This is a genomic window from Enterobacter cloacae complex sp. P24RS, from assembly GCF_014982165.1.
Classification (GTDB): domain Bacteria; phylum Pseudomonadota; class Gammaproteobacteria; order Enterobacterales; family Enterobacteriaceae; genus Enterobacter; species Enterobacter quasihormaechei.
In genome coordinates this window covers 128,854-146,579 of record NZ_JADCKU010000003.1, presented here as the reverse complement: position 1 = coordinate 146,579, position 17,726 = coordinate 128,854, and the positions used below count along the sequence as shown (strand labels likewise).

Here is a 17,726-nt window from a genome sequence, read left to right as displayed (position 1 = left end):
CCTCTTTGTGTTGCCGATGCTAAACCATTGCACCGACACGTAATTGCTGTAACAGGCGCTCCACGGGAGCCGCCAGCCCGACTGATGGCGGTTGCGCTAAGTTATACCAGAGAGCGGTGCCTTCATCCATGCAGGAGGTGAACGAGGACACGGGAAGCCACATAGGCACAATATCCAGATGGAAATGGCTGAAGGTATGGCGGAACGCGTTCAGCTGCGTCAGGGTATCTGCCGCAATGCCACGCTGTTCAAGCCATTCCCGAAGCGAGGCTTCATCTTCAAACTGTGGGAAGCAGTATAGACCACCCCACAGGCCGCTCGGCGGGCGCTGGGCGAGGAAGACGTCGTCGCCGCGCTGCATCAGCAGCATATAGCCGGTGCGCTCCGGCAGCGTCTGTTTGGGTTTCTTACCCGGATACTGCGCCCATGACTGGTTGGCATACGCCACGCAGAGGTTGTTCACCGGGCAGAGTTCGCACTTCGGTTTTGAGCGCGTGCAGACCATCGCGCCGAGATCCATCATCGCCTGGTTAAAACGCTCTACGCCCTTCGCCGGGGTGACCGCTTCAGCGATCTCCCACAGGCGTTTTTCAACGTCTTTCTTACCCGGCCAGCCGTCAACGGCGTAGCAGCGTGCGAGCACGCGCTTCACGTTGCCGTCGAGGATCGGGAAATGCTTGCCTAATGAAAGGGAGAGGATCGCGCCTGCGGTAGAACGCCCGACGCCGGGTAAGTCCGCCACCTCGTCGAAGGTTTCCGGGAATTTACCGTTGTGGCGCGTGGCGACCTGCTGCGCGGCCTTGTGCAGGTTGCGCGCGCGGGCGTAATAGCCCAGCCCGGTCCACAGGTGCAGCACTTCGTCCAGCGGCGCGTTTGCAAGGTCGGTGACCGTCGGGAAGCGCGCCATAAAACGCTCGAAGTAAGGGATCACCGTGGCGACCTGCGTTTGTTGCAACATCACCTCGGAGAGCCATACTTTGTAGGGCGTTTTTTCAATTTGCCAGGGCAGGGTTTTACGCCCGTATTTGTCGTACCAGTCCAGCACCTGGGCTGAAAATTGAGAGGCTTGCATGGTCATCGATTCGCATAATCAGGGACGCAGATTGCAGCACAGCGTCAATCTGCTGTAAACCGGATCTTTCCCATGCTTGCATAGAAGCCTTAACTTTGGATAATGCCCGTTTCCCGAACACTCTCACAAGCAGACAACTCTTTTATGAAAAACGACGTCATTTCACCGGAATTTGATGAAAACGGTCGCCCGCTGCGCCGTATTCGCAGCTTTGTCCGCCGTCAGGGCCGCCTGACAAAAGGGCAGCAACACGCGCTGGACAACTACTGGCCGGTGATGGGCGTTGAGTTCAGCGAGCAGCCGCTCGACTTTATCGAGCTGTTTGGCCGCGACGCGCCCGTCACGCTGGAGATCGGGTTTGGTATGGGCACCTCGCTGGTCACTATGGCGAAAGCGCGCCCGGAGCAGAATTTCCTCGGCATTGAAGTACACTCGCCGGGCGTCGGCGCGTGCCTGGCAACGGCCCACGAAGAGGGCGTTGAGAATCTGCGCGTGATGTGTCACGACGCGGTGGAAGTGCTGCACAAAATGATTCCTGACAATTCTTTGAACATGGTTCAGCTCTTTTTCCCTGACCCGTGGCACAAAGCGCGTCATAATAAACGCCGTATCGTTCAGGCACCGTTTGCCGAGCTGGTGAAAAGTAAGCTCAAGCTGGGCGGCGTTTTCCACATGGCGACCGACTGGGAACCTTATGCGGAACACATGCTGGAAGTGATGTCGTCGCTGGACGGGTATAAAAACCAGTCCGAGAGCAACGACTACGTACCGCGTCCGGATTCACGTCCGGTGACAAAATTTGAACAGCGTGGCCATCGTCTTGGTCACGGCGTATGGGACTTAATGTTCGAGAGGGTGAAATAATGGCAAAGAATCGTAGCCGTCGTCTGCGTAAAAAGATGCACATCGAAGAATTCCAGGAAGTGGGCTTCTCCGTTGCCTGGCGTTTCCCGGAAGGCACCAGCGTTGAGCAGATCGATCAGGACGTTGATGCGTTCATCAACGAGGTCATCGAGCCAAACAAGCTGGCCTTCGACGGTAGCGGCTATCTGGCGTGGGAAGGTCTGATCTGCACCCAGGAAGTGGGTAAATGCACCGAAGAACATCAGGCGCTGGTACGCAAATGGCTTGAAGACCACAAGATGGAAGATGTCCGCGTGAGCGAACTTTTCGACGTTTGGTGGGACTAATAAAGCAGGTACGGGGCCAGCATTAGCTGGCCCATTTTGTCTGAGGGAGTGTTAAAGATGCGCAAAACGTTGCTGGCTGTTGCTTTACTGGCAATCGGATCCACCGCCCATGCGGAATATAAATGTAGCGTCACCCCGCGCGATGACGTGGTGTTGAGTCCGCAAACCGTGCAGGTTAAGGGCGAGAATGGCAATCTGGTGATTACGCCGGATGGCAACGTGACCTTTAACGGCAAACCGCAAAACCTGACGGCCGCCCAGCGCGAGCAGGCGATGGACTACCAGGCCGAGCTGCGCACCGCGCTGCCGTGGATAAACAAAGGCGCGCTGACCCGCGTTGAAAAGAGCCGCGTGGCGCTGGATAAAATCATCACTAAAGAGGTGGGGGAGAGCAGTAATATGCGTACCCGCCTGACCAAGCTGGATAAACAGCTGAAAGAGCAGATGAACCGTATTATCGAGACGCGCTCTGATGGCCTGACGTTCCACTATAAGGCGATCGATCAGGTGCGTGCCGAAGGTCAGCAGCTGGTGAACCAGGCGATGGGCGGCATTCTCCAGGACAGCATTAACGAGATGGGCGCCCAGGCGGTGCTGAAGGGCGGCGGTAATCCGTTGCAGGGCGTTCTGGGTAGCCTGGGCGGACTGCAAACCTCAATTCAGAACGAGTGGAAGAATCAGGAAGCTGATTTCCAGCAGTTCGGCAAAGACGTGTGTAAGCGCGTGGTGTCGCTGGAAGATAGCCGGAAAGCGCTGGTGGGGACGTTGAAGTAACGCCTCTGCGCGCAGGGCCCCTCACCCCGGCCCTCTCCCCAGGGGAGAGGGAGTAACCAGTTCCCTCTCCCTGTGGGAGAGGGTTAGGGTGAGGGCATCAGGCATTGCAATCGTTGCAGAATTGCCATCAGCAGCTCCTCCTCATTAGCCCTGAATTCATGATTCCAGAACCGTACGACTTCCCAGCCGTTCGCATTCAAAAACTCGGTGCGACGAGAGTCATAGGCCTCTTTATCCTGATGTTGCCCCCCGTCCAGCTCAACAATGAGCTTCGCCTTAAAGCAGGCAAAATCCACAATGTACGGCCCAACCGGCATCTGTCGGCGAAACTTATACCCAAAGAAGCGGCGACCTCTGAGCAGATACCAGAGGCGTAATTCTTCGGGTGTCATTTGTTTGCGGAGTTGTTTTGATTTTTCCATCCCCACACTCTGCCAGCCTTTCCCTCAGCCGGCAGAACGGGATGCAAAATCCTGAATCAGCCTTCAGGATCCTTCAGCGAGGAACAGCTCAAGAAGGGAGTTTAAGAACAGCTTACCGTGCTCGGTGATCTGCCAGTAATCATCACATTCCGTCAGATACCCCTGCGCCAGCGCCTCGTCAATCTGCGGGCGAATCGCTGATTCCGGTAACCCGGTATAACGCGAAAATTCGGCGCGCGGCGCGGCTTCCAGCAGACGGAAGCGGTTCATAAAGAACTCAAACGGCTTGTCCGCCGCCTCGACGTCGTGCTGACGCTCCAGGTAGCGGCCTTCCATAAATCCGCGCGGATGACGCGTTTTGGCGGTACGCAGAATGCGACCGTCCGGGAAGGTCACTTTACCGTGGGCGCCGCAGCCAATCCCCAGATAATCACCAAAACGCCAGTAGTTCAGGTTGTGCTGACACTGATAGCCCGGCTTTGCATACGCCGAGGTTTCATATTGCTGATACCCTGCCGCGGTTAACAGCCTGTGGCCCTGCTCGAAGATATCCCACAGCGCGTCGTCGTCCGGCAGCACCGGAGGGCGTGAGCCAAACAGCGTGTTCGGCTCAATGGTGAGCTGATACCACGACAGATGCGGCGGGTTCAGTTCAATCGCCTGACGCAAATCGTCCAGCGCCTCTTCCAGCGACTGGTCCGGCAGGCCGTGCATCAAGTCGAGATTAAAACTGCGCAGCCCAAGCCCCGTTGCCAGGTTTGCCGCCCGCTTTGCCTCTTCCGGGCCGTGAATGCGCCCCAGACGCTTCAGCTTCGGCTCGCTAAAGCTCTGCACCCCGATGGAGATACGGTTCACGCCCGCGCGCTGATACTCGACAAAACGGTCGGCCTCAACGGTGCCGGGGTTGGCTTCCATCGTAATTTCAGCATCCACTGCCAGATTCAGGCGCGCACGCACGCCGTCCAGCAGCGTCTGCATCGCCGGGCCTGAGAGCAGGCTCGGTGTACCGCCACCAATGAAAATGGTCTTTACCTCACGTCCCTGCGCGTACGGTACATCGGCATCCAGATCGGCCAGCAGATGCGCGACGTAATCATCGTGCGGCACTTCGCCCTTCAGCGCGTGCGAGTTGAAATCACAGTACGGGCATTTCTGCACACACCACGGGATATGAATATAAAGACTCAGAGGCGGCAAATTAGCCATTACGTAACGCTTCCAGTAACAGTTTCAGCGCGCGACCACGGTGGGAGATCGCGCTTTTCTCTTCGCGGGTCAGTTCCGCAGCGGTTTTGCCCTCGGTCGGGACAAAGAAAATCGGGTCATAGCCAAAGCCGCCGTTGCCCGCCGCTTTACGGGTAATCACGCCCGGCCAGCTGCCGTGACAGACGATCGGCGTTGGGTCTTCCGCATGACGCATGTAGACCAGCACGCAGTGGAACTGCGCGGTACGCTGTTCGTCGGGAACGTCCTTCAGGGCCACGAGCAGCTTTTCCAGATTCTGCTGGTCGGTGGCGTCCACCCCGGAATAGCGGGCGGAGTAAATCCCCGGCGCACCGCCGAGAAAATCCACGGCCAGACCGGAGTCATCGGCAATCGCGGGCAGCCCCGTGATCTGCGCGGCGTGGCGCGCTTTCAGAATGGCGTTTTCGATAAACGTCAGGCCCGTCTCTTCGGCGGAATCCACGCCCAGCTCGGTCTGAGCCACCACGTCCAGCCCAAAATCATTTAATAGCGAGGCCAGCTCGCGCACTTTACCGGCATTACCGGTGGCGAGAACAACTTTCTGCATGGTTTAGTCCTGTTCTGTCAGAGCCGCGACTTCCGTCGGGATAGATTGCGGATTAAGGATTTTTACCTGTTTATGGCGGCCAAGTTCACCTTTCTCAATGATGACCTGGCTTTTAGCGACGCGAAACTGTTTAGCCAGGTATTTGGTCAGATGCGCATTCGCCTGGCCGTCAACCGGCGGGGCGGTGATGGCGACTTTTAATTCGTCGCCATGCAGCCCAACAATGCTGTCGCGGCTGGCTTTCGGCTGAATGTACAGCCGTAAAACCAGCCCGTCGGCGCAGGGGCTAACTGCACTCATAACGCCATCCACAGCCCCGGCAGCAGCATATTGCCCGTCGCCTGCAACAGTTCCGCGATACCCATATTCAGCACGTACAGCAGCAGAACGAGGAGCATCGGGGAGAAGTCGATCCCGCCCATGGCAGGCAGCAAGCTACGAATCGGACGCAGCAGCGGTTCCGTCAGCTGAATCAACGCGTATTCCACCGGGCTACGGCCCCGGCTTACCCAGCTCATGATCGCCATCACCAGCAGGACCCAGAAGATCAGCAGGCCGACGGTTTTCACGAGGATCAGAACGGCTGAAATCCAGATAATTGGCTGGAAAGTAATGACCATAAACAGCACGATCGCTTTGATAACGCTCAGAATAAATGCCATCAGCAGGGATGAACTGTCTATCGGCCCCATTGCCGGAATGATGCGGCGAAGCGGCCCCACAACGGGCTGCGTGATTTTCACGATAAATTGTGAGAATGGATTGTAAAAATCACAACGGGCCCACTGCATCCAGACGCGCAGCAGCAGCGCCATCGTATACAGTTCAATGACCGTTGAGAGCAGGAAAGTCAACGTCTTCATGGCGTTCCTCAGTTTTCCTTATTATTGGGTGTAATCGCGCGCACCGAAAATAGCCGTGCCGATGCGCACCATGGTGCTGCCTGCCGCGATGGCGGCTTCCATATCGTCCGACATGCCCAGAGAAAGCGTGTCTACCGTGTCATAGCGCGCTTTAAGCGCCTCAAATGCTACAGCCATTTGCTGTGCCACGGCAAACTGCCTTTCATAACTTGACTCTGGCGCCGGAATTGCCATCAGCCCGCGCAGGGTTAAGCGCGGCAGCGCCGCCACCTCAGCCGCCAGCGCATCCAGTTCGCCCAGCGTAATGCCGGACTTGCTGTTTTCATCACTGATGTTGATTTGAATCAGCACGTTAAGCGCTGGCATCTCTGCCGGGCGCTGGTCGCTCAGACGGGTGGCGATGCGCAGACGATCGATGGTGTGGCACCAGTCGAAGTGCTCTGCTACCAGTCGGCTTTTGTTCGACTGTAGCGGGCCGATAAAGTGCCATTGCAGGTCCGTATTGCCCTGTTCCCGGAAAGCGCGAATCTTATCCACCCCTTCCTGCACATAGTTTTCGCCGAAGGCGCGATGGCCGGCGGCAATCGCTTCTGCGATGGCGCTCGCAGGCTTGGTTTTGCTGACTGCAAGCAACGTAATTTCTTCTGAAGCACGGCCGCAACGCGTTGCAGCGGCTGAGATTTTGTCCCGGACCTGTGCCAGGTTATGCGCAATGTCGTTCATTTTCCGAGGAGTAGTCTATGGATGTGGAAGAAATTGTGGCCCTTAGTGTAAAGCATAACGTCTCCGATCTACACCTGTGCAGTGATTCGCCACCGCGCTGGCGCAGGTTAGGCCGACTTGAACCGGCGCCGTTTCCGCCCCCGGATGTGGAGGGATTAATAAAAGCGTGGCTCAACGACGAACAGCAGGGCGCATGGTGGGCAAACGGGCAGGTGGATTTTGCCGTTACCCTCGCAGGCGGTCAGCGGCTGCGCGGCAGTGCGTTTAAGCATATGCACGGCGTTTCGATCGCGCTGCGGCTGTTGCCGCTGACGTGCCCGCAGCTCTCTGCGTTGGGCGTGCCGCGAGCGATCCCGGCGCTGTTGACCCATGACAATGGCCTGATTCTGGTCACCGGCGCCACCGGCAGCGGAAAATCGACCACCCTGGCCGCGATGGTCGATTTCCTCAATCACCAGACGGACGGGCATATTCTGACCCTGGAAGATCCGGTGGAGTTTATGTACCAGAGCGAACGTTGCCTGATCCAGCAGCGCGAGATAGGCCAGCACAGCCCGTCCTTTGCCGAGGCCCTGCGCAGCGCCCTGCGTGAAGATCCGGATGTGATTCTGCTTGGCGAGCTGCGCGACAGCGAGACGATACGCCTGGCGCTGACGGCGGCTGAGACCGGCCATCTGGTTTTAGCCACGCTGCACACGCGCGGGGCGGCGCAGGCCATTGAGCGCCTGGTCGATACCTTCCCGGCACAGGAAAAAGATCCGGTGCGCAATCAGCTGGCGGGAAGCCTGCGCGCGGTGCTGGCGCAGAAGCTGCGTCAGGATCTCCAGGGCGGGCGCGTGGCGCTGTACGAATTACTGGTGAACACGTCTGCGGCGGCGAACCTGATCCGCGAAGGCAAAACCTGGCAACTTCCGGGCATTATCCAAACGGGGCAGCAGGCGGGGATGCAGAACTTTGAGCAGAGTCTGGCAGAGCGGCGGGCGCAGGGGCGGCTGTAGGCTCCGGCGCTCAGTAACCTTGTTCGAAATAGCTTTCGAGGATAATGACGGCAGAAGCAGAATCCACGCTGCCTTTGTTCAGCGCCCGGAAGCCGCCGTGCTCGAACAGGCCAGCGCGCGCTTCAACGGTGCTCAGACGTTCATCGTGCAGCTTAACGGAGACGCCAAAGCGGCCATGGATTTTGTTCGCGAACTTGCGCGCGCGGGCGGTAAGCGGTTGCTCGGTGCCGTCCATGTTCAGCGGCAGGCCGACAATCACGTTGTCCGGCTGCCACTCCTTGAGCAGGCGCTCAATAAGGTTCCAGTCCGGCGTGCCGTCGTTAGCTTTCAGCGCCGTGAGGGGGCGGGCGGTGCCGGTTATCCGTTGACCCACGGCGACGCCGATGCTTTTGGTGCCGAAGTCGAAGGCGAGAAGGGTGCCGCTCATTACGCGTGCCCCGCAACGCCAGGCATGGTCAGAATATCAATGCCAATCAGCTTCGCCGCGTCGCGCCAGCGATCGGCAATAGGGGTTTTGAACAGGATATTCATATCCGCAGGGGCTGTGAGCCAGGCGTTGTCCAGAATTTCTTGTTCCAGCTGCCCTTTTTCCCAGGAGGCGTAGCCGAGCGCAACCAGCACTTCAGAAGGCTGATTTGCCGTGCCCAGCGTTTCGAGCACGTCGCGAGACGTCGTGACGACGGTGTTATCGGAGATACGAATACTGGACGAGAAAACCGGCGGGGTATGCAGGATAAAGCCACGATCTTCTGCAAGCGGGCCGCCCAGCATCACCGGTTTATCGAGACGGATCTCCGGCAGTCGCGCTTCAGCGGGGATTTTCAGCTTGTCCAGAATCCCTTCAACCTGGAGGTTTTCCAGCGGCTTGTTGATGATAATCCCCATCGCGCCGTCTTCGTTGTATTCACAAATGTACACCACGGCGCGGCGGAAAATCGGATCCTGGAGAGCAGGCATGGCAATAAGAAAGTGATGCTGTAAATTCATTGTCAGAGGTACTGTTTCCTGGTTTAAAAAGCGACAGCGCCCAGTATGGGGATAAACACAGGCGCTGTCACAGGTTATTTCTGTAAACGTTTTTCGATAGCGTCCATCAGCATTCCGGTGATCGAGATCGGGAATTCCGCTTCAATTTCACGAATGCAGGTCGGGCTGGTGACGTTCACTTCGGTCAGGCGATCGCCGATGATATCGAGGCCGACAAAGATCAGACCTTTAGCTTTCAGCGTAGGACCGACGCGGCGGGCAATTTCCCAGTCGCTTTCGCTTAACGGACGCGGTTCGCCACGGCCGCCGGCCGCCAGGTTGCCACGGGTTTCGCCGCCCTGCGGGATGCGCGCCAGGCAGTAAGGCACCGGCTCGCCGTCTACGACCAGCACGCGCTTGTCGCCGTCTTTGATGGCAGGCAGATAGTTCTGCGCCATGCAGTAGCGGGTTCCCAGCTCGGTCAGCGTTTCGGCAATCACGCCAATGTTCGGATCGCCGTCCTTCACGCGGAAGATCGACGCGCCGCCCATGCCGTCCAGCGGCTTCATGATGATGTCGCCGTGCTTCTGCCAGAATGCTTTCAGCTGCGTTTTGCTGCGGGTGACCAGCGTTTCCGGCGTCAGGTCAGAGAACCAGGCGGTGTAAAGCTTCTCGTTGCAGTCGCGCAGGCTCTGCGGCTTGTTGACGATCAGCGTTCCTTTCTCTTCGGCACGCTCAAGGATATAGGTGGAGTAAATGTATTCGGTGTCGAACGGCGGATCTTTACGCATCAGGATGACGTTGAGGTCGGCCAGGGCAATATCCTGCTCGGTGCCAAATTCGTACCATTTGTCGTAGTTCTGCTCGACGTTAACGATGCGGGTGCGTGCGCGGGCTTCACCGTTGATCAGGTAAAGATCGTTCATCTCCATGTAGTGGAGTTCATAGCCGCGACGCTGCGCTTCCAGCAGCATAGCGAAGCTGGAATCTTTCTTGATGTTAATGTTTGCGATGGGGTCCATCACGATGCCGAGCTTAATCATCTTCTTCTCCGTTAATGGGTCAACCCAGATCGCCAAACCGTACCTGTAGCGCGGTAATGGCTGTGAGTGCCGTTGTCTCAGTGCGCAGAACGCGAGGTCCCAACAGAATATCAGTAAACTGGTAATGCGCCGTCATGGCGATTTCGTCAGCCGACAGGCCGCCTTCCGGGCCAATCAGCAGGCGTACGCGCTCAACGGGCAGCGGCAGCGTATTGATGCTGGCGCTGGCGCGCGGATGAAGATTAAGCTTAAGCCCGCTTTCCTCTTCTGCACACCAGTCTTCCAGATCCATCGCCGGGCGGATCTCCGGAATACGGTTACGGCCACTCTGTTCGCAGGCCGCAATGGCAATTTTCTGCCACTGCTGGAGCTTTTTGTTCAGACGTTCCGCATCCAGTTTAACGCCGCAGCGCTCAGAAAAAAGTGGCGTAATGAGGCTTACACCCAGTTCAATGGATTTCTGAATGGTGAACTCCATCTTTTCCCCGCGCGACATCACCTGGCCGAGGTGAATGTGCAGCGGAGATTCCCGGTCGTCCACTTCGCCACGGAGCACCTTTACGTGCACGCTTTTTTTGTCGGCGCGCGTAATTTCAGCGTCGAAAACCTGATTCGAGCCGTCGAAGAGCTGAATGGCCTGGCCTGCACCCATGCGCAGCACGCGGCCTACGTGGTTTGCAGCATCATCAGACAGGGCGATTTCGCCGCCAGCGGTAATCAGTTCAGGGTGATAGATGCGAGGGATGCGCATAGTCAGAAATTCCATATGTCATGCGATATAAGCGAATGGCCGTAGTGTAGGTTAGCTCTTTTGCGCCTGGCAAGCCCGCTGGACGTAAGGGTTGTGATTCCCCTGGACGTTGGCGATACGTTCGTCGCGCTGGCATTCCCAGTCCGTCACCGGATAGAGTTTGTCCCAGGCATTGAACAGTTGCGTCTGCTGGCGGGAAAGGTTGAGATGGTAGCGGTCGCGCATATAGAAGTACGTACGGGCGATGCTGCCGCGCGCGCGCGCGGGCGGTTCGGCTACTTTATCTTTGAAATCGACCTTCATCGCGCACTGACCGTACTGGCCTTCGCCACCGTTCCACTGGCTGTACATGAAGTTACCGCGATCGCCATTGACTTCACCCACGGCGGGTTGCAGGTTGTGCATATCGCTTTCCATCTGGCGATAGACCGGATCTTTTGCGCAATTCTGACGTCCGCCATCCTGCCAGCACTGGCGCTGGTGGCCAAACTGCCAGGCCGGAACAACGTGTTCCCATTCGATTCGGCTGGCGCGGTTCTCGTTCTTGCGCACCTTATAGCCGCAGGACTCCAGGTCCACGATCCCTTTTTTACCCTGCCAGTGGATTTTACAGCCGCAGTAGAAATCACCCGGCACGTCGGCGTTAATCTTTACGCCTGCCGTTTTAGCCTGAGAAAAACTGTGAATACCGTCGGCCAGAGCATGGCCGGAAAGCGCCGTCGCCAGAAAAGCGACCGCGAGAGAAACATTACGGGACATCTTACACTCCGTGTCAAAACGAGCCCGCAACGTAACGAATGTTGTTCCTGTATGCAATCAGTCAGATCAGGAAAGTTCCTGATAGTTCAGTTGATTATTCCGCGACCAGCGGTTCGCCACACTTCACGCAGCGGTAGGTTGCCTCGCCCCGCACCACGCGGTTGTGGCGGCGGACGGTAAGCTGGTGCTGCTGGCACTGGCAGCGGTAGGGAAAGGTATTGCGGCGCACCGATTCCAGCTCGAACTGATGGGTTCGGCGTGCCGGAACGCCGAGCACCGCCTCCATCATCCACTTCCACTCTTTGCCGTGCGGCGCGACGCGGCCAAAGTGTTTCCACACCAGAAGATGGGCCAGCTCGTGCGGCACCACTTCTTCGATAAACGCCTGCTGATTTTCCATCATCAACACCGGGTTCAGGCGGATCTCGTAGGCTTCCAGCCAGGCGGTGCCTGCCGCGGTGCCGCGCTGCTGATAGACCAGCTTCGGTTCAGGATAACTGCGGCCGAGCTTCAGGTTGGCCAGGGCGAGTTTTTCCCGCAGGCTGCGCATAACGGCTTGCTGAATGGCGATGGGGAGACGGGGAGCTTTCATAGGGGCAGAGCATAAAGCGGGAAGCGGGGAGGCGCAAGAGGCGCCTCCCGCAAGAGGATCAGTCGTGTGCGCCGATTTCGCGCAGAGGACGACCTTTCATCAGGTTACGTTCAATGTGTTCCAGTGAAACGTGTTTGGTTTCAGGAACCAGCCAGATTGTGAGAACAATAAAGAACAGGTTCAGACCCGCGTAGACCCAGAAGGTATTGGCGTTACCCAGGGTATTGAGCATGGTCAGGAACGTTGCGCCGACGATCATGTTGGCAATCCAGTTGGTTGCGGTAGAGCAGGTGATACCAAAATCACGCCCTTTCAGCGGCTGGATCTCAGAGCACAGTACCCAAATCAGCGGACCGGCACTCATCGCAAACCCAATGATAAACATCAGCAGCATCGCCACGGCGAAGTACTGTGCCGTTGGAGAGTGAATGCCCAGGTGCATCATGGTACCCAGCACGCCCATACCGACAGCCATCACCAGGAAGCCCAGCGTCAGGGTTGGCTTACGTCCCCAGCGGTCCACCAGACCGATGGCGATAAAGGTCGCCAGCACGTTGGTCAGGCCGACGATCACGGTGCCCCACATCTGCTCGGTGGTGTTGGTGTAACCCGCCAGTTCGAAGATTTTTGGCGCGTAATACATGATGACGTTCATCCCGGTGAACTGTTGCATAACCTGTAACAGCACGCCGAGGAACACCGCGCGGCGGAAGTTGCTGTTCTCTTTGAACAGCGCCCAGCCGGACTGTTTCACCTTCAGGCTTTCGCGGATCTCTTCCAGCTCGTTTTTCGCTTCGGCGCTGGTATCACGCAGGCGTAAGAGCACGCGTTCGGCATCGTGGAAGCGTCGTTTGGCGGCAAACCAGCGCGGGCTGTCCGGCAGGAAGAAGACGCCGATCAGCAGCAGGACGGCAGGGATGATGATCACACCCAGCATCCAGCGCCATGCGCCGCTGTAGCTGAACGCGGTATCGGAGAGATAAGCCCCGAGAATACCGATGGTGATCATCAGCTGATACATGGAAATCATGCTGCCGCGAATTTTTTCCGGCGCGATTTCAGACAGGTACAGCGGAGCAGTGTAAGACGCCACGCCCACTGCCAGACCCAGCAGCACGCGGGAGAGGATCAGCACTTCAACGTTAGGCGCAGCGGCAGAGAACAATGAGCCGGCAACGAACAGGATCGCGCCGATCATCAGGCTCTTTTTACGCCCGAGCTTAAAGGAGAGCCAGCCGCTGCCGACCGCGCCGACGGCGGCGCCGAACATCATGGAGCTAACCACCCATTCCTGAGTGTGTGCGCTAATCTGGAACTCATCGGCGATGAAAGGTAATGCACCGGCGATGACGCCAATATCCAGGCCAAAGAGTAATCCTGCCAGAGCGGCAAGGAAGCAGACGAAGAACGTCATTGCCTTATTGGACGTACGCCCCTGTTTATTATTGTCAGGCATTATGCCCTCCAGTTGGGTTATCAGTTTTATCGATATTAAGAGTAGGTGAGCGGCTCATAAAAATATGTGAGACAAATCACAATGGTGTAATCGGTTACACTAACCCGTAACCGTAAAAATAATTAAAGCTTTGAAAATATAGAGGTAAATTAATTGATATGCATCGCGTTTGCATGCATTTCAGACTTAACTGAAAGGGAATGTAACAGCAGAAGAATTACGATCATGCAAAGAGATTATTCTGAAAGCGGGGTATATCCGGCATAAAAAAAGCCAGCACAAAGGCTGGCCTGTTTTAGCAGCTGTCAGTCGATTACTTCAGACCGGCAGCGTCACGCAGCAGGGCGGCTTTGTCGGTTTTTTCCCATGGGAAATGTTCGCGACCAAAGTGACCGTACGCGGCAGTTTCCTGGTAGATTGGGTGCAGCAGATCCAGCATCTGAATCAGGCCGTATGGGCGCAGGTCGAAGAACTCGCGCACCAGCAGGGTCAGCTGTTCTGAAGGCACTTTTTCAGTACCGAAGGTTTCCACCATGATGGAGGTTGGCTCAGCCACGCCGATAGCGTAGGAAACCTGAATCTCACAGCGGTCAGCCAGGCCGGCAGCAACGATGTTTTTCGCTACATAACGCGCAGCGTACGCGGCAGAACGGTCAACTTTAGACGGATCTTTACCGGAGAATGCACCGCCACCGTGACGCGCCATGCCGCCGTAGGTATCAACGATGATTTTACGACCGGTCAGACCGCAGTCACCCATAGGCCCGCCGATAACAAAGCGTCCGGTTGGGTTGATGAAGAATTTGGTCGCAGAGCTCAGCCACTCAGTCGGCAGAACCGGCTTGATGATCTCTTCCATCACCGCTTCTTGCAGCGATTTCTGATCAATCTCTTCAGCATGCTGCGTGGAGAGAACCACGGCATCGATACCGACGATTTTCCCGTCGTCGTACTGGAAGGTCACCTGGCTTTTCGCATCCGGACGCAGCCACGGCAGAGTGCCGTTTTTACGCACTTCAGCCTGACGCTGCACCAGACGGTGTGCGTAAGTCACAGGGGCCGGCATCAGCACGTCGGTTTCGTTGGTCGCATAGCCGAACATCAGGCCCTGGTCGCCCGCGCCCTGTTCCAGCGGATCGGCACGGTCAACGCCCTGGTTGATGTCCGGAGACTGTTTGCCAATCGCGCTCAGTACGGCGCAGGAGTTGGCATCAAAGCCCATATCAGAATGCACATAGCCGATCTCACGTACCGTGTTACGGGTGATCTCTTCGATATCAACCCATGCGCTGGTGGTGATCTCACCGCCAACCAGAACCATGCCGGTTTTGACATAGGTTTCACACGCTACGCGCGCCTTTGGATCCTGCGCGAGGATCGCATCCAGCACCGCATCGGAGATTTGGTCAGCAATTTTATCAGGATGTCCTTCTGATACGGACTCGGACGTAAACAGGTGTTTTGCCATGTTTTATTTCACCTAAGAGGAATTTGGTTAGCTCAAGCTGCTGTGTGGAATAGCCAAAGGAGATAATTCTACCAAGGCCTACAGGATTTTGACACTGGCAGTCTGAGTGTTAATCGGTATGGATGGATTAACATCTGGATGGCTATTTTAGGTCACTTCTTCGCCCGATTTCCAGTTTTTTTTGACTCACCTCTCACTGCGTTGAAAACATAGCTGGAAATTTTTCCTGACGGCGCTGGCAACCTGCACATTTTTATTTTGCTTTTTAGCTACCTTCTCGGTATAAAACGCGGCGCGCGGCTCATATAAAATCAGCGCTCGATGAACACATCGTGTCGCCACTTCCAGCCGGGTTAAGCAGTGAACTTTTAGCTTTGGCTTGTGGTCCGTTTCAGCAGAGGCGGCCGTGGAGGTGATACGAGATAATGAACCATCGTTTTCCGCTCATTCAGCGCAGCCGTTCTGGCGCGCATGTGATTCCCACCCGCACTTCTGGTTTAAACACCTGCCGATGTTATACCCATCTCGGTGCTTCTCAGGATTCCAGAGCCGGTTACGCTTTGTGAAAACTGAACAAGGGCGCTCTTGTTAATACAGGAGTTTTCTCGTGGTTTCGCCGAACCTTGTCATACAGAGTTCGGATACGTGTTTTACAATGATATGAATAAGAAACCGGTCGCACGGTCTGGATTTCAGCATACTCTGCTGGGAAATGGAGCCGTTAATGGGTTGTTATCGCCGTATAACGCTGCGATAGTAGTCAACTGTTTTACACTTACTACAAAGAGTTGAGGTTCGCTATGTCTGACGACATGTCTTCGCTTTCGCCTTCGTCAGCAGGCGAACAGGGTGTACTACGTTCTATGCAGGAGGTTGCGATGAGCTCCCAGGAAGCCAGCAAGATGCTGCGCACTTACAATATTGCCTGGTGGGGCAATAACTACTACGACGTTAACGAACTGGGCCACATCAGCGTCTGCCCGGATCCGGACGTCCCGGAAGCGCGCGTGGATCTCGCTAAGCTGGTGAAAGCCCGTGAAGCGCAGGGCCAGCGCTTGCCTGCACTGTTCTGCTTCCCGCAGATCCTGCAACATCGCCTGCGTTCTATTAACGCCGCGTTCAAACGCGCGCGCGAATCGTATGGTTATAACGGCGACTATTTCCTCGTTTACCCGATCAAGGTAAACCAGCACCGCCGCGTGATTGAGTCCCTGATCCACTCCGGCGAGCCGCTGGGCCTGGAAGCCGGTTCCAAAGCGGAGCTGATGGCCGTTCTGGCGCACGCGGGCATGACCCGGTCGGTGATCGTCTGTAACGGCTATAAGGACCGCGAATACATCCGTCTGGCGCTGATTGGCGAGAAGATGGGCCACAAGGTCTACCTGGTGATCGAGAAGATGACCGAAATCGCGATCGTGCTGGAAGAGGCCGAGCGTCTGAACGTGATCCCGCGCCTTGGCGTGCGTGCGCGACTGGCGTCGCAGGGTTCCGGTAAATGGCAGTCTTCCGGCGGTGAAAAATCCAAGTTTGGCCTCGCGGCGAACCAGGTGCTTCAGCTGGTGGAGATTCTGCGCGAGCGCGGACGTCTGGACAGCATTCAGCTGCTGCACTTCCACCTCGGCTCGCAGATGGCCAATATCCGCGACATCGCCACCGGCGTGCGTGAATCCGCGCGTTTTTACGTTGAGCTGCATAAGCTTGGCGTGAACATCCAGTGCTTTGACGTGGGCGGCGGCCTGGGCGTGGACTACGAAGGGACCCGCTCCCAGTCTGACTGCTCGGTCAACTACGGCCTGAACGAATACGCCAACAACATCATCTGGGCGATTGGCGATGCCTGCGAAGAGCACGGCCTGCCGCACCCGACGGTGATCACCGAATCTGGCCGCGCGGTTACCGCGCACCATACGGTGCTGGTGTCTAACATCATCGGCGTCGAGCGTAGCGAAATCACCGAAGCCACGCCTCCGGCTGACGATGCCCCACGTTCCCTGCAAAGCATGTGGGAAACCTGGCAGGAGATGCACGAGCCGGGCACGCGTCGTTCCCTGCGCGAATGGCTGCACGACAGCCAGATGGACCTGCACGATATTCACGTCGGCTACTCGTCAGGCACCTTTAGCCTGCAAGAGCGCGCCTGGGCCGAACAGCTCTATCTGAACATGTGCCATGAAGTGCAGAAACAGCTCGACCCGAGCAACCGCGCGCATCGTCCAATTATCGACGAGTTGCAGGAGCGTATGGCGGACAAAATGTACGTCAACTTCTCCCTGTTCCAGTCGATGCCGGATGCCTGGGGTATCGACCAGCTGTTCCCGGTTCTGCCGCTGGAAGGGTTGAACCACGCCCCGGAACGTCGCGCGGTGCTGCTGGACATCACCTGTGACTCTGACGGCGCGATTGACCACTACGTGGACGGTGACGGTATCGCAACGACGATGCCAATGCCGGAGTACGATCCTGAGAACCCGCCAATGCTGGGCTTCTTTATGGTGGGTGCGTATCAGGAGATCCTCGGCAACATGCACAACCTGTTCGGCGATACCGAAGCGGTTGACGTGTTTGTCTTCCCTGACGGCAGCGTCGAGGTTGAGCTGTCCGACGAAGGGGACACCGTGGCGGATATGCTCGAATACGTGCAACTGGATCCGAAAAAACTGCTCACTCAGTTCCGCGACCAGGTGAAAAACACCGGTCTGGACGACGCCTTGCAGCAGCAGTTCCTGGAAGAGTTTGAAGCGGGTCTGTACGGGTACACCTACCTGGAAGACGAGTAAGTAAAACGCCCTCTCCGTGTGGGAGAGGGGTGGGGTGAGGGCATCAGGCTGCTGTGCCGCCAATGCCTGGTGGCGCTGCG

Annotated in this window: 21 protein-coding genes; 6 read left to right on the top strand and 15 right to left on the bottom strand. The window is 56.9% G+C overall.

Annotated features, from left to right (window positions below):
- Positions 1 to 19: 19 nt before the first annotated feature.
- On the bottom strand, positions 20 to 1,072 hold the full coding sequence (gene mutY, locus INF58_RS03320; protein WP_193526994.1) for an A/G-specific adenine glycosylase: 1,053 nt from the start codon (positions 1,070 to 1,072) through the stop codon (positions 20 to 22).
- 144 nt (positions 1,073 to 1,216) lie between these two features.
- On the opposite strand from mutY, the gene trmB reads away from it, so the two are divergent.
- Genes trmB through INF58_RS03305 form a run of 3 tightly spaced genes read left to right on the top strand, consistent with a single transcriptional unit; the run spans position 1,217 to position 3,036 of the window.
- Positions 1,217 to 1,936 (top strand): tRNA (guanosine(46)-N7)-methyltransferase TrmB, encoded by a 720-nt coding sequence (gene trmB / locus INF58_RS03315; protein WP_063867823.1) that lies wholly within the window; start codon positions 1,217 to 1,219, stop codon positions 1,934 to 1,936.
- On the top strand, positions 1,936 to 2,262 hold the full coding sequence (locus tag INF58_RS03310; RefSeq protein WP_006178455.1) for a YggL family protein: 327 nt from the start codon (positions 1,936 to 1,938) through the stop codon (positions 2,260 to 2,262). Before trmB ends, INF58_RS03310 begins: the two co-directional genes overlap by 1 nt.
- 57 nt (positions 2,263 to 2,319) lie before the next feature.
- On the top strand, positions 2,320 to 3,036 hold the full coding sequence (locus INF58_RS03305; protein ID WP_193526993.1) for a DUF2884 domain-containing protein: 717 nt from the start codon (positions 2,320 to 2,322) through the stop codon (positions 3,034 to 3,036).
- A gap of 83 nt (positions 3,037 to 3,119) precedes the next feature.
- On the opposite strand, the gene INF58_RS03300 is transcribed toward INF58_RS03305, so the two are convergent.
- From INF58_RS03300 to INF58_RS03275, 6 genes are all read right to left on the bottom strand, one after another.
- The gene (locus tag INF58_RS03300) at positions 3,120 to 3,458 is read right to left on the bottom strand and encodes an endonuclease domain-containing protein (protein ID WP_063451228.1); all 339 of its coding nucleotides are present in this window, start codon (positions 3,456 to 3,458) and stop codon (positions 3,120 to 3,122) included.
- A 63-nt stretch (positions 3,459 to 3,521) separates the two neighbouring features.
- The gene (gene hemW, locus INF58_RS03295) at positions 3,522 to 4,664 is read right to left on the bottom strand and encodes a radical SAM family heme chaperone HemW (protein ID WP_193526992.1); all 1,143 of its coding nucleotides are present in this window, start codon (positions 4,662 to 4,664) and stop codon (positions 3,522 to 3,524) included.
- Positions 4,657 to 5,250, bottom strand: a complete 594-nt coding sequence (locus INF58_RS03290; protein ID WP_193033142.1) for an XTP/dITP diphosphatase — start codon at positions 5,248 to 5,250, stop codon at positions 4,657 to 4,659. The genes hemW and INF58_RS03290 overlap by 8 nt, the downstream gene beginning before the upstream one ends.
- Positions 5,251 to 5,253: 3 nt before the next feature.
- Positions 5,254 to 5,550 carry a DUF167 family protein YggU gene (gene yggU, locus INF58_RS03285; protein WP_003860023.1) on the bottom strand — a complete coding sequence of 99 codons (297 nt, stop codon included), beginning with the start codon at positions 5,548 to 5,550 and terminating at the stop codon, positions 5,254 to 5,256.
- A complete protein-coding gene (locus INF58_RS03280; RefSeq protein ID WP_063451231.1) occupies positions 5,547 to 6,113 on the bottom strand; it encodes a YggT family protein in 567 nt (188 codons plus the stop codon). Before INF58_RS03280 ends, yggU begins: the two co-directional genes overlap by 4 nt.
- Positions 6,114 to 6,134: 21 nt before the next feature.
- Complete coding sequence (locus INF58_RS03275) at positions 6,135 to 6,836, bottom strand: YggS family pyridoxal phosphate-dependent enzyme (RefSeq protein WP_063451232.1); 702 nt, start codon at positions 6,834 to 6,836, stop codon at positions 6,135 to 6,137.
- A 17-nt stretch (positions 6,837 to 6,853) separates the two neighbouring features.
- On the opposite strand from INF58_RS03275, the gene INF58_RS03270 reads away from it, so the two are divergent.
- Positions 6,854 to 7,834, top strand: coding sequence for a type IV pilus twitching motility protein PilT (locus tag INF58_RS03270; RefSeq protein ID WP_193526991.1), 981 nt, complete (start codon positions 6,854 to 6,856; stop codon positions 7,832 to 7,834).
- Positions 7,835 to 7,844: 10 nt separating this feature from the next.
- On the opposite strand, the gene ruvX is transcribed toward INF58_RS03270, so the two are convergent.
- The 8 genes from ruvX to metK form a co-directional block, all read right to left on the bottom strand.
- On the bottom strand, positions 7,845 to 8,261 hold the full coding sequence (gene ruvX, locus INF58_RS03265; RefSeq protein WP_193526990.1) for a Holliday junction resolvase RuvX: 417 nt from the start codon (positions 8,259 to 8,261) through the stop codon (positions 7,845 to 7,847).
- Complete coding sequence (locus INF58_RS03260; protein ID WP_022649353.1) at positions 8,261 to 8,821, bottom strand: YqgE/AlgH family protein; 561 nt, start codon at positions 8,819 to 8,821, stop codon at positions 8,261 to 8,263. The genes ruvX and INF58_RS03260 overlap by 1 nt, the downstream gene beginning before the upstream one ends.
- Positions 8,822 to 8,895: 74 nt before the next feature.
- The gene (gene gshB / locus INF58_RS03255; protein WP_063451234.1) at positions 8,896 to 9,843 is read right to left on the bottom strand and encodes a glutathione synthase; all 948 of its coding nucleotides are present in this window, start codon (positions 9,841 to 9,843) and stop codon (positions 8,896 to 8,898) included.
- 19 nt (positions 9,844 to 9,862) lie between these two features.
- Positions 9,863 to 10,594 carry a 16S rRNA (uracil(1498)-N(3))-methyltransferase gene (rsmE, locus tag INF58_RS03250; RefSeq protein ID WP_193526989.1) on the bottom strand — a complete coding sequence of 244 codons (732 nt, stop codon included), beginning with the start codon at positions 10,592 to 10,594 and terminating at the stop codon, positions 9,863 to 9,865.
- Between the two features lie 51 nt (positions 10,595 to 10,645).
- Positions 10,646 to 11,353 carry a deoxyribonuclease I gene (gene endA, locus INF58_RS03245; protein ID WP_193526988.1) on the bottom strand — a complete coding sequence of 236 codons (708 nt, stop codon included), beginning with the start codon at positions 11,351 to 11,353 and terminating at the stop codon, positions 10,646 to 10,648.
- Between the two features lie 94 nt (positions 11,354 to 11,447).
- Positions 11,448 to 11,945: a SprT family zinc-dependent metalloprotease gene (locus INF58_RS03240; protein WP_193526987.1), complete on the bottom strand. Its 498-nt coding sequence runs from the start codon at positions 11,943 to 11,945 to the stop codon at positions 11,448 to 11,450.
- A 58-nt stretch (positions 11,946 to 12,003) separates the two neighbouring features.
- Positions 12,004 to 13,401: a galactose/proton symporter gene (gene galP / locus INF58_RS03235; RefSeq protein WP_063867839.1), complete on the bottom strand. Its 1,398-nt coding sequence runs from the start codon at positions 13,399 to 13,401 to the stop codon at positions 12,004 to 12,006.
- Between the two features lie 313 nt (positions 13,402 to 13,714).
- The gene (gene metK, locus INF58_RS03230; RefSeq protein WP_003860037.1) at positions 13,715 to 14,869 is read right to left on the bottom strand and encodes a methionine adenosyltransferase; all 1,155 of its coding nucleotides are present in this window, start codon (positions 14,867 to 14,869) and stop codon (positions 13,715 to 13,717) included.
- A gap of 660 nt (positions 14,870 to 15,529) precedes the next feature.
- Between metK and yqgB the strand changes: the two genes are divergently transcribed.
- Positions 15,530 to 15,661 (top strand): acid stress response protein YqgB, encoded by a 132-nt coding sequence (gene yqgB, locus INF58_RS03220; protein WP_129741668.1) that lies wholly within the window; start codon positions 15,530 to 15,532, stop codon positions 15,659 to 15,661.
- A gap of 8 nt (positions 15,662 to 15,669) precedes the next feature.
- Positions 15,670 to 17,646, top strand: a complete 1,977-nt coding sequence (speA, locus tag INF58_RS03215) for a biosynthetic arginine decarboxylase (protein WP_022649348.1) — start codon at positions 15,670 to 15,672, stop codon at positions 17,644 to 17,646.
- Positions 17,647 to 17,726 lie beyond the last annotated feature (80 nt).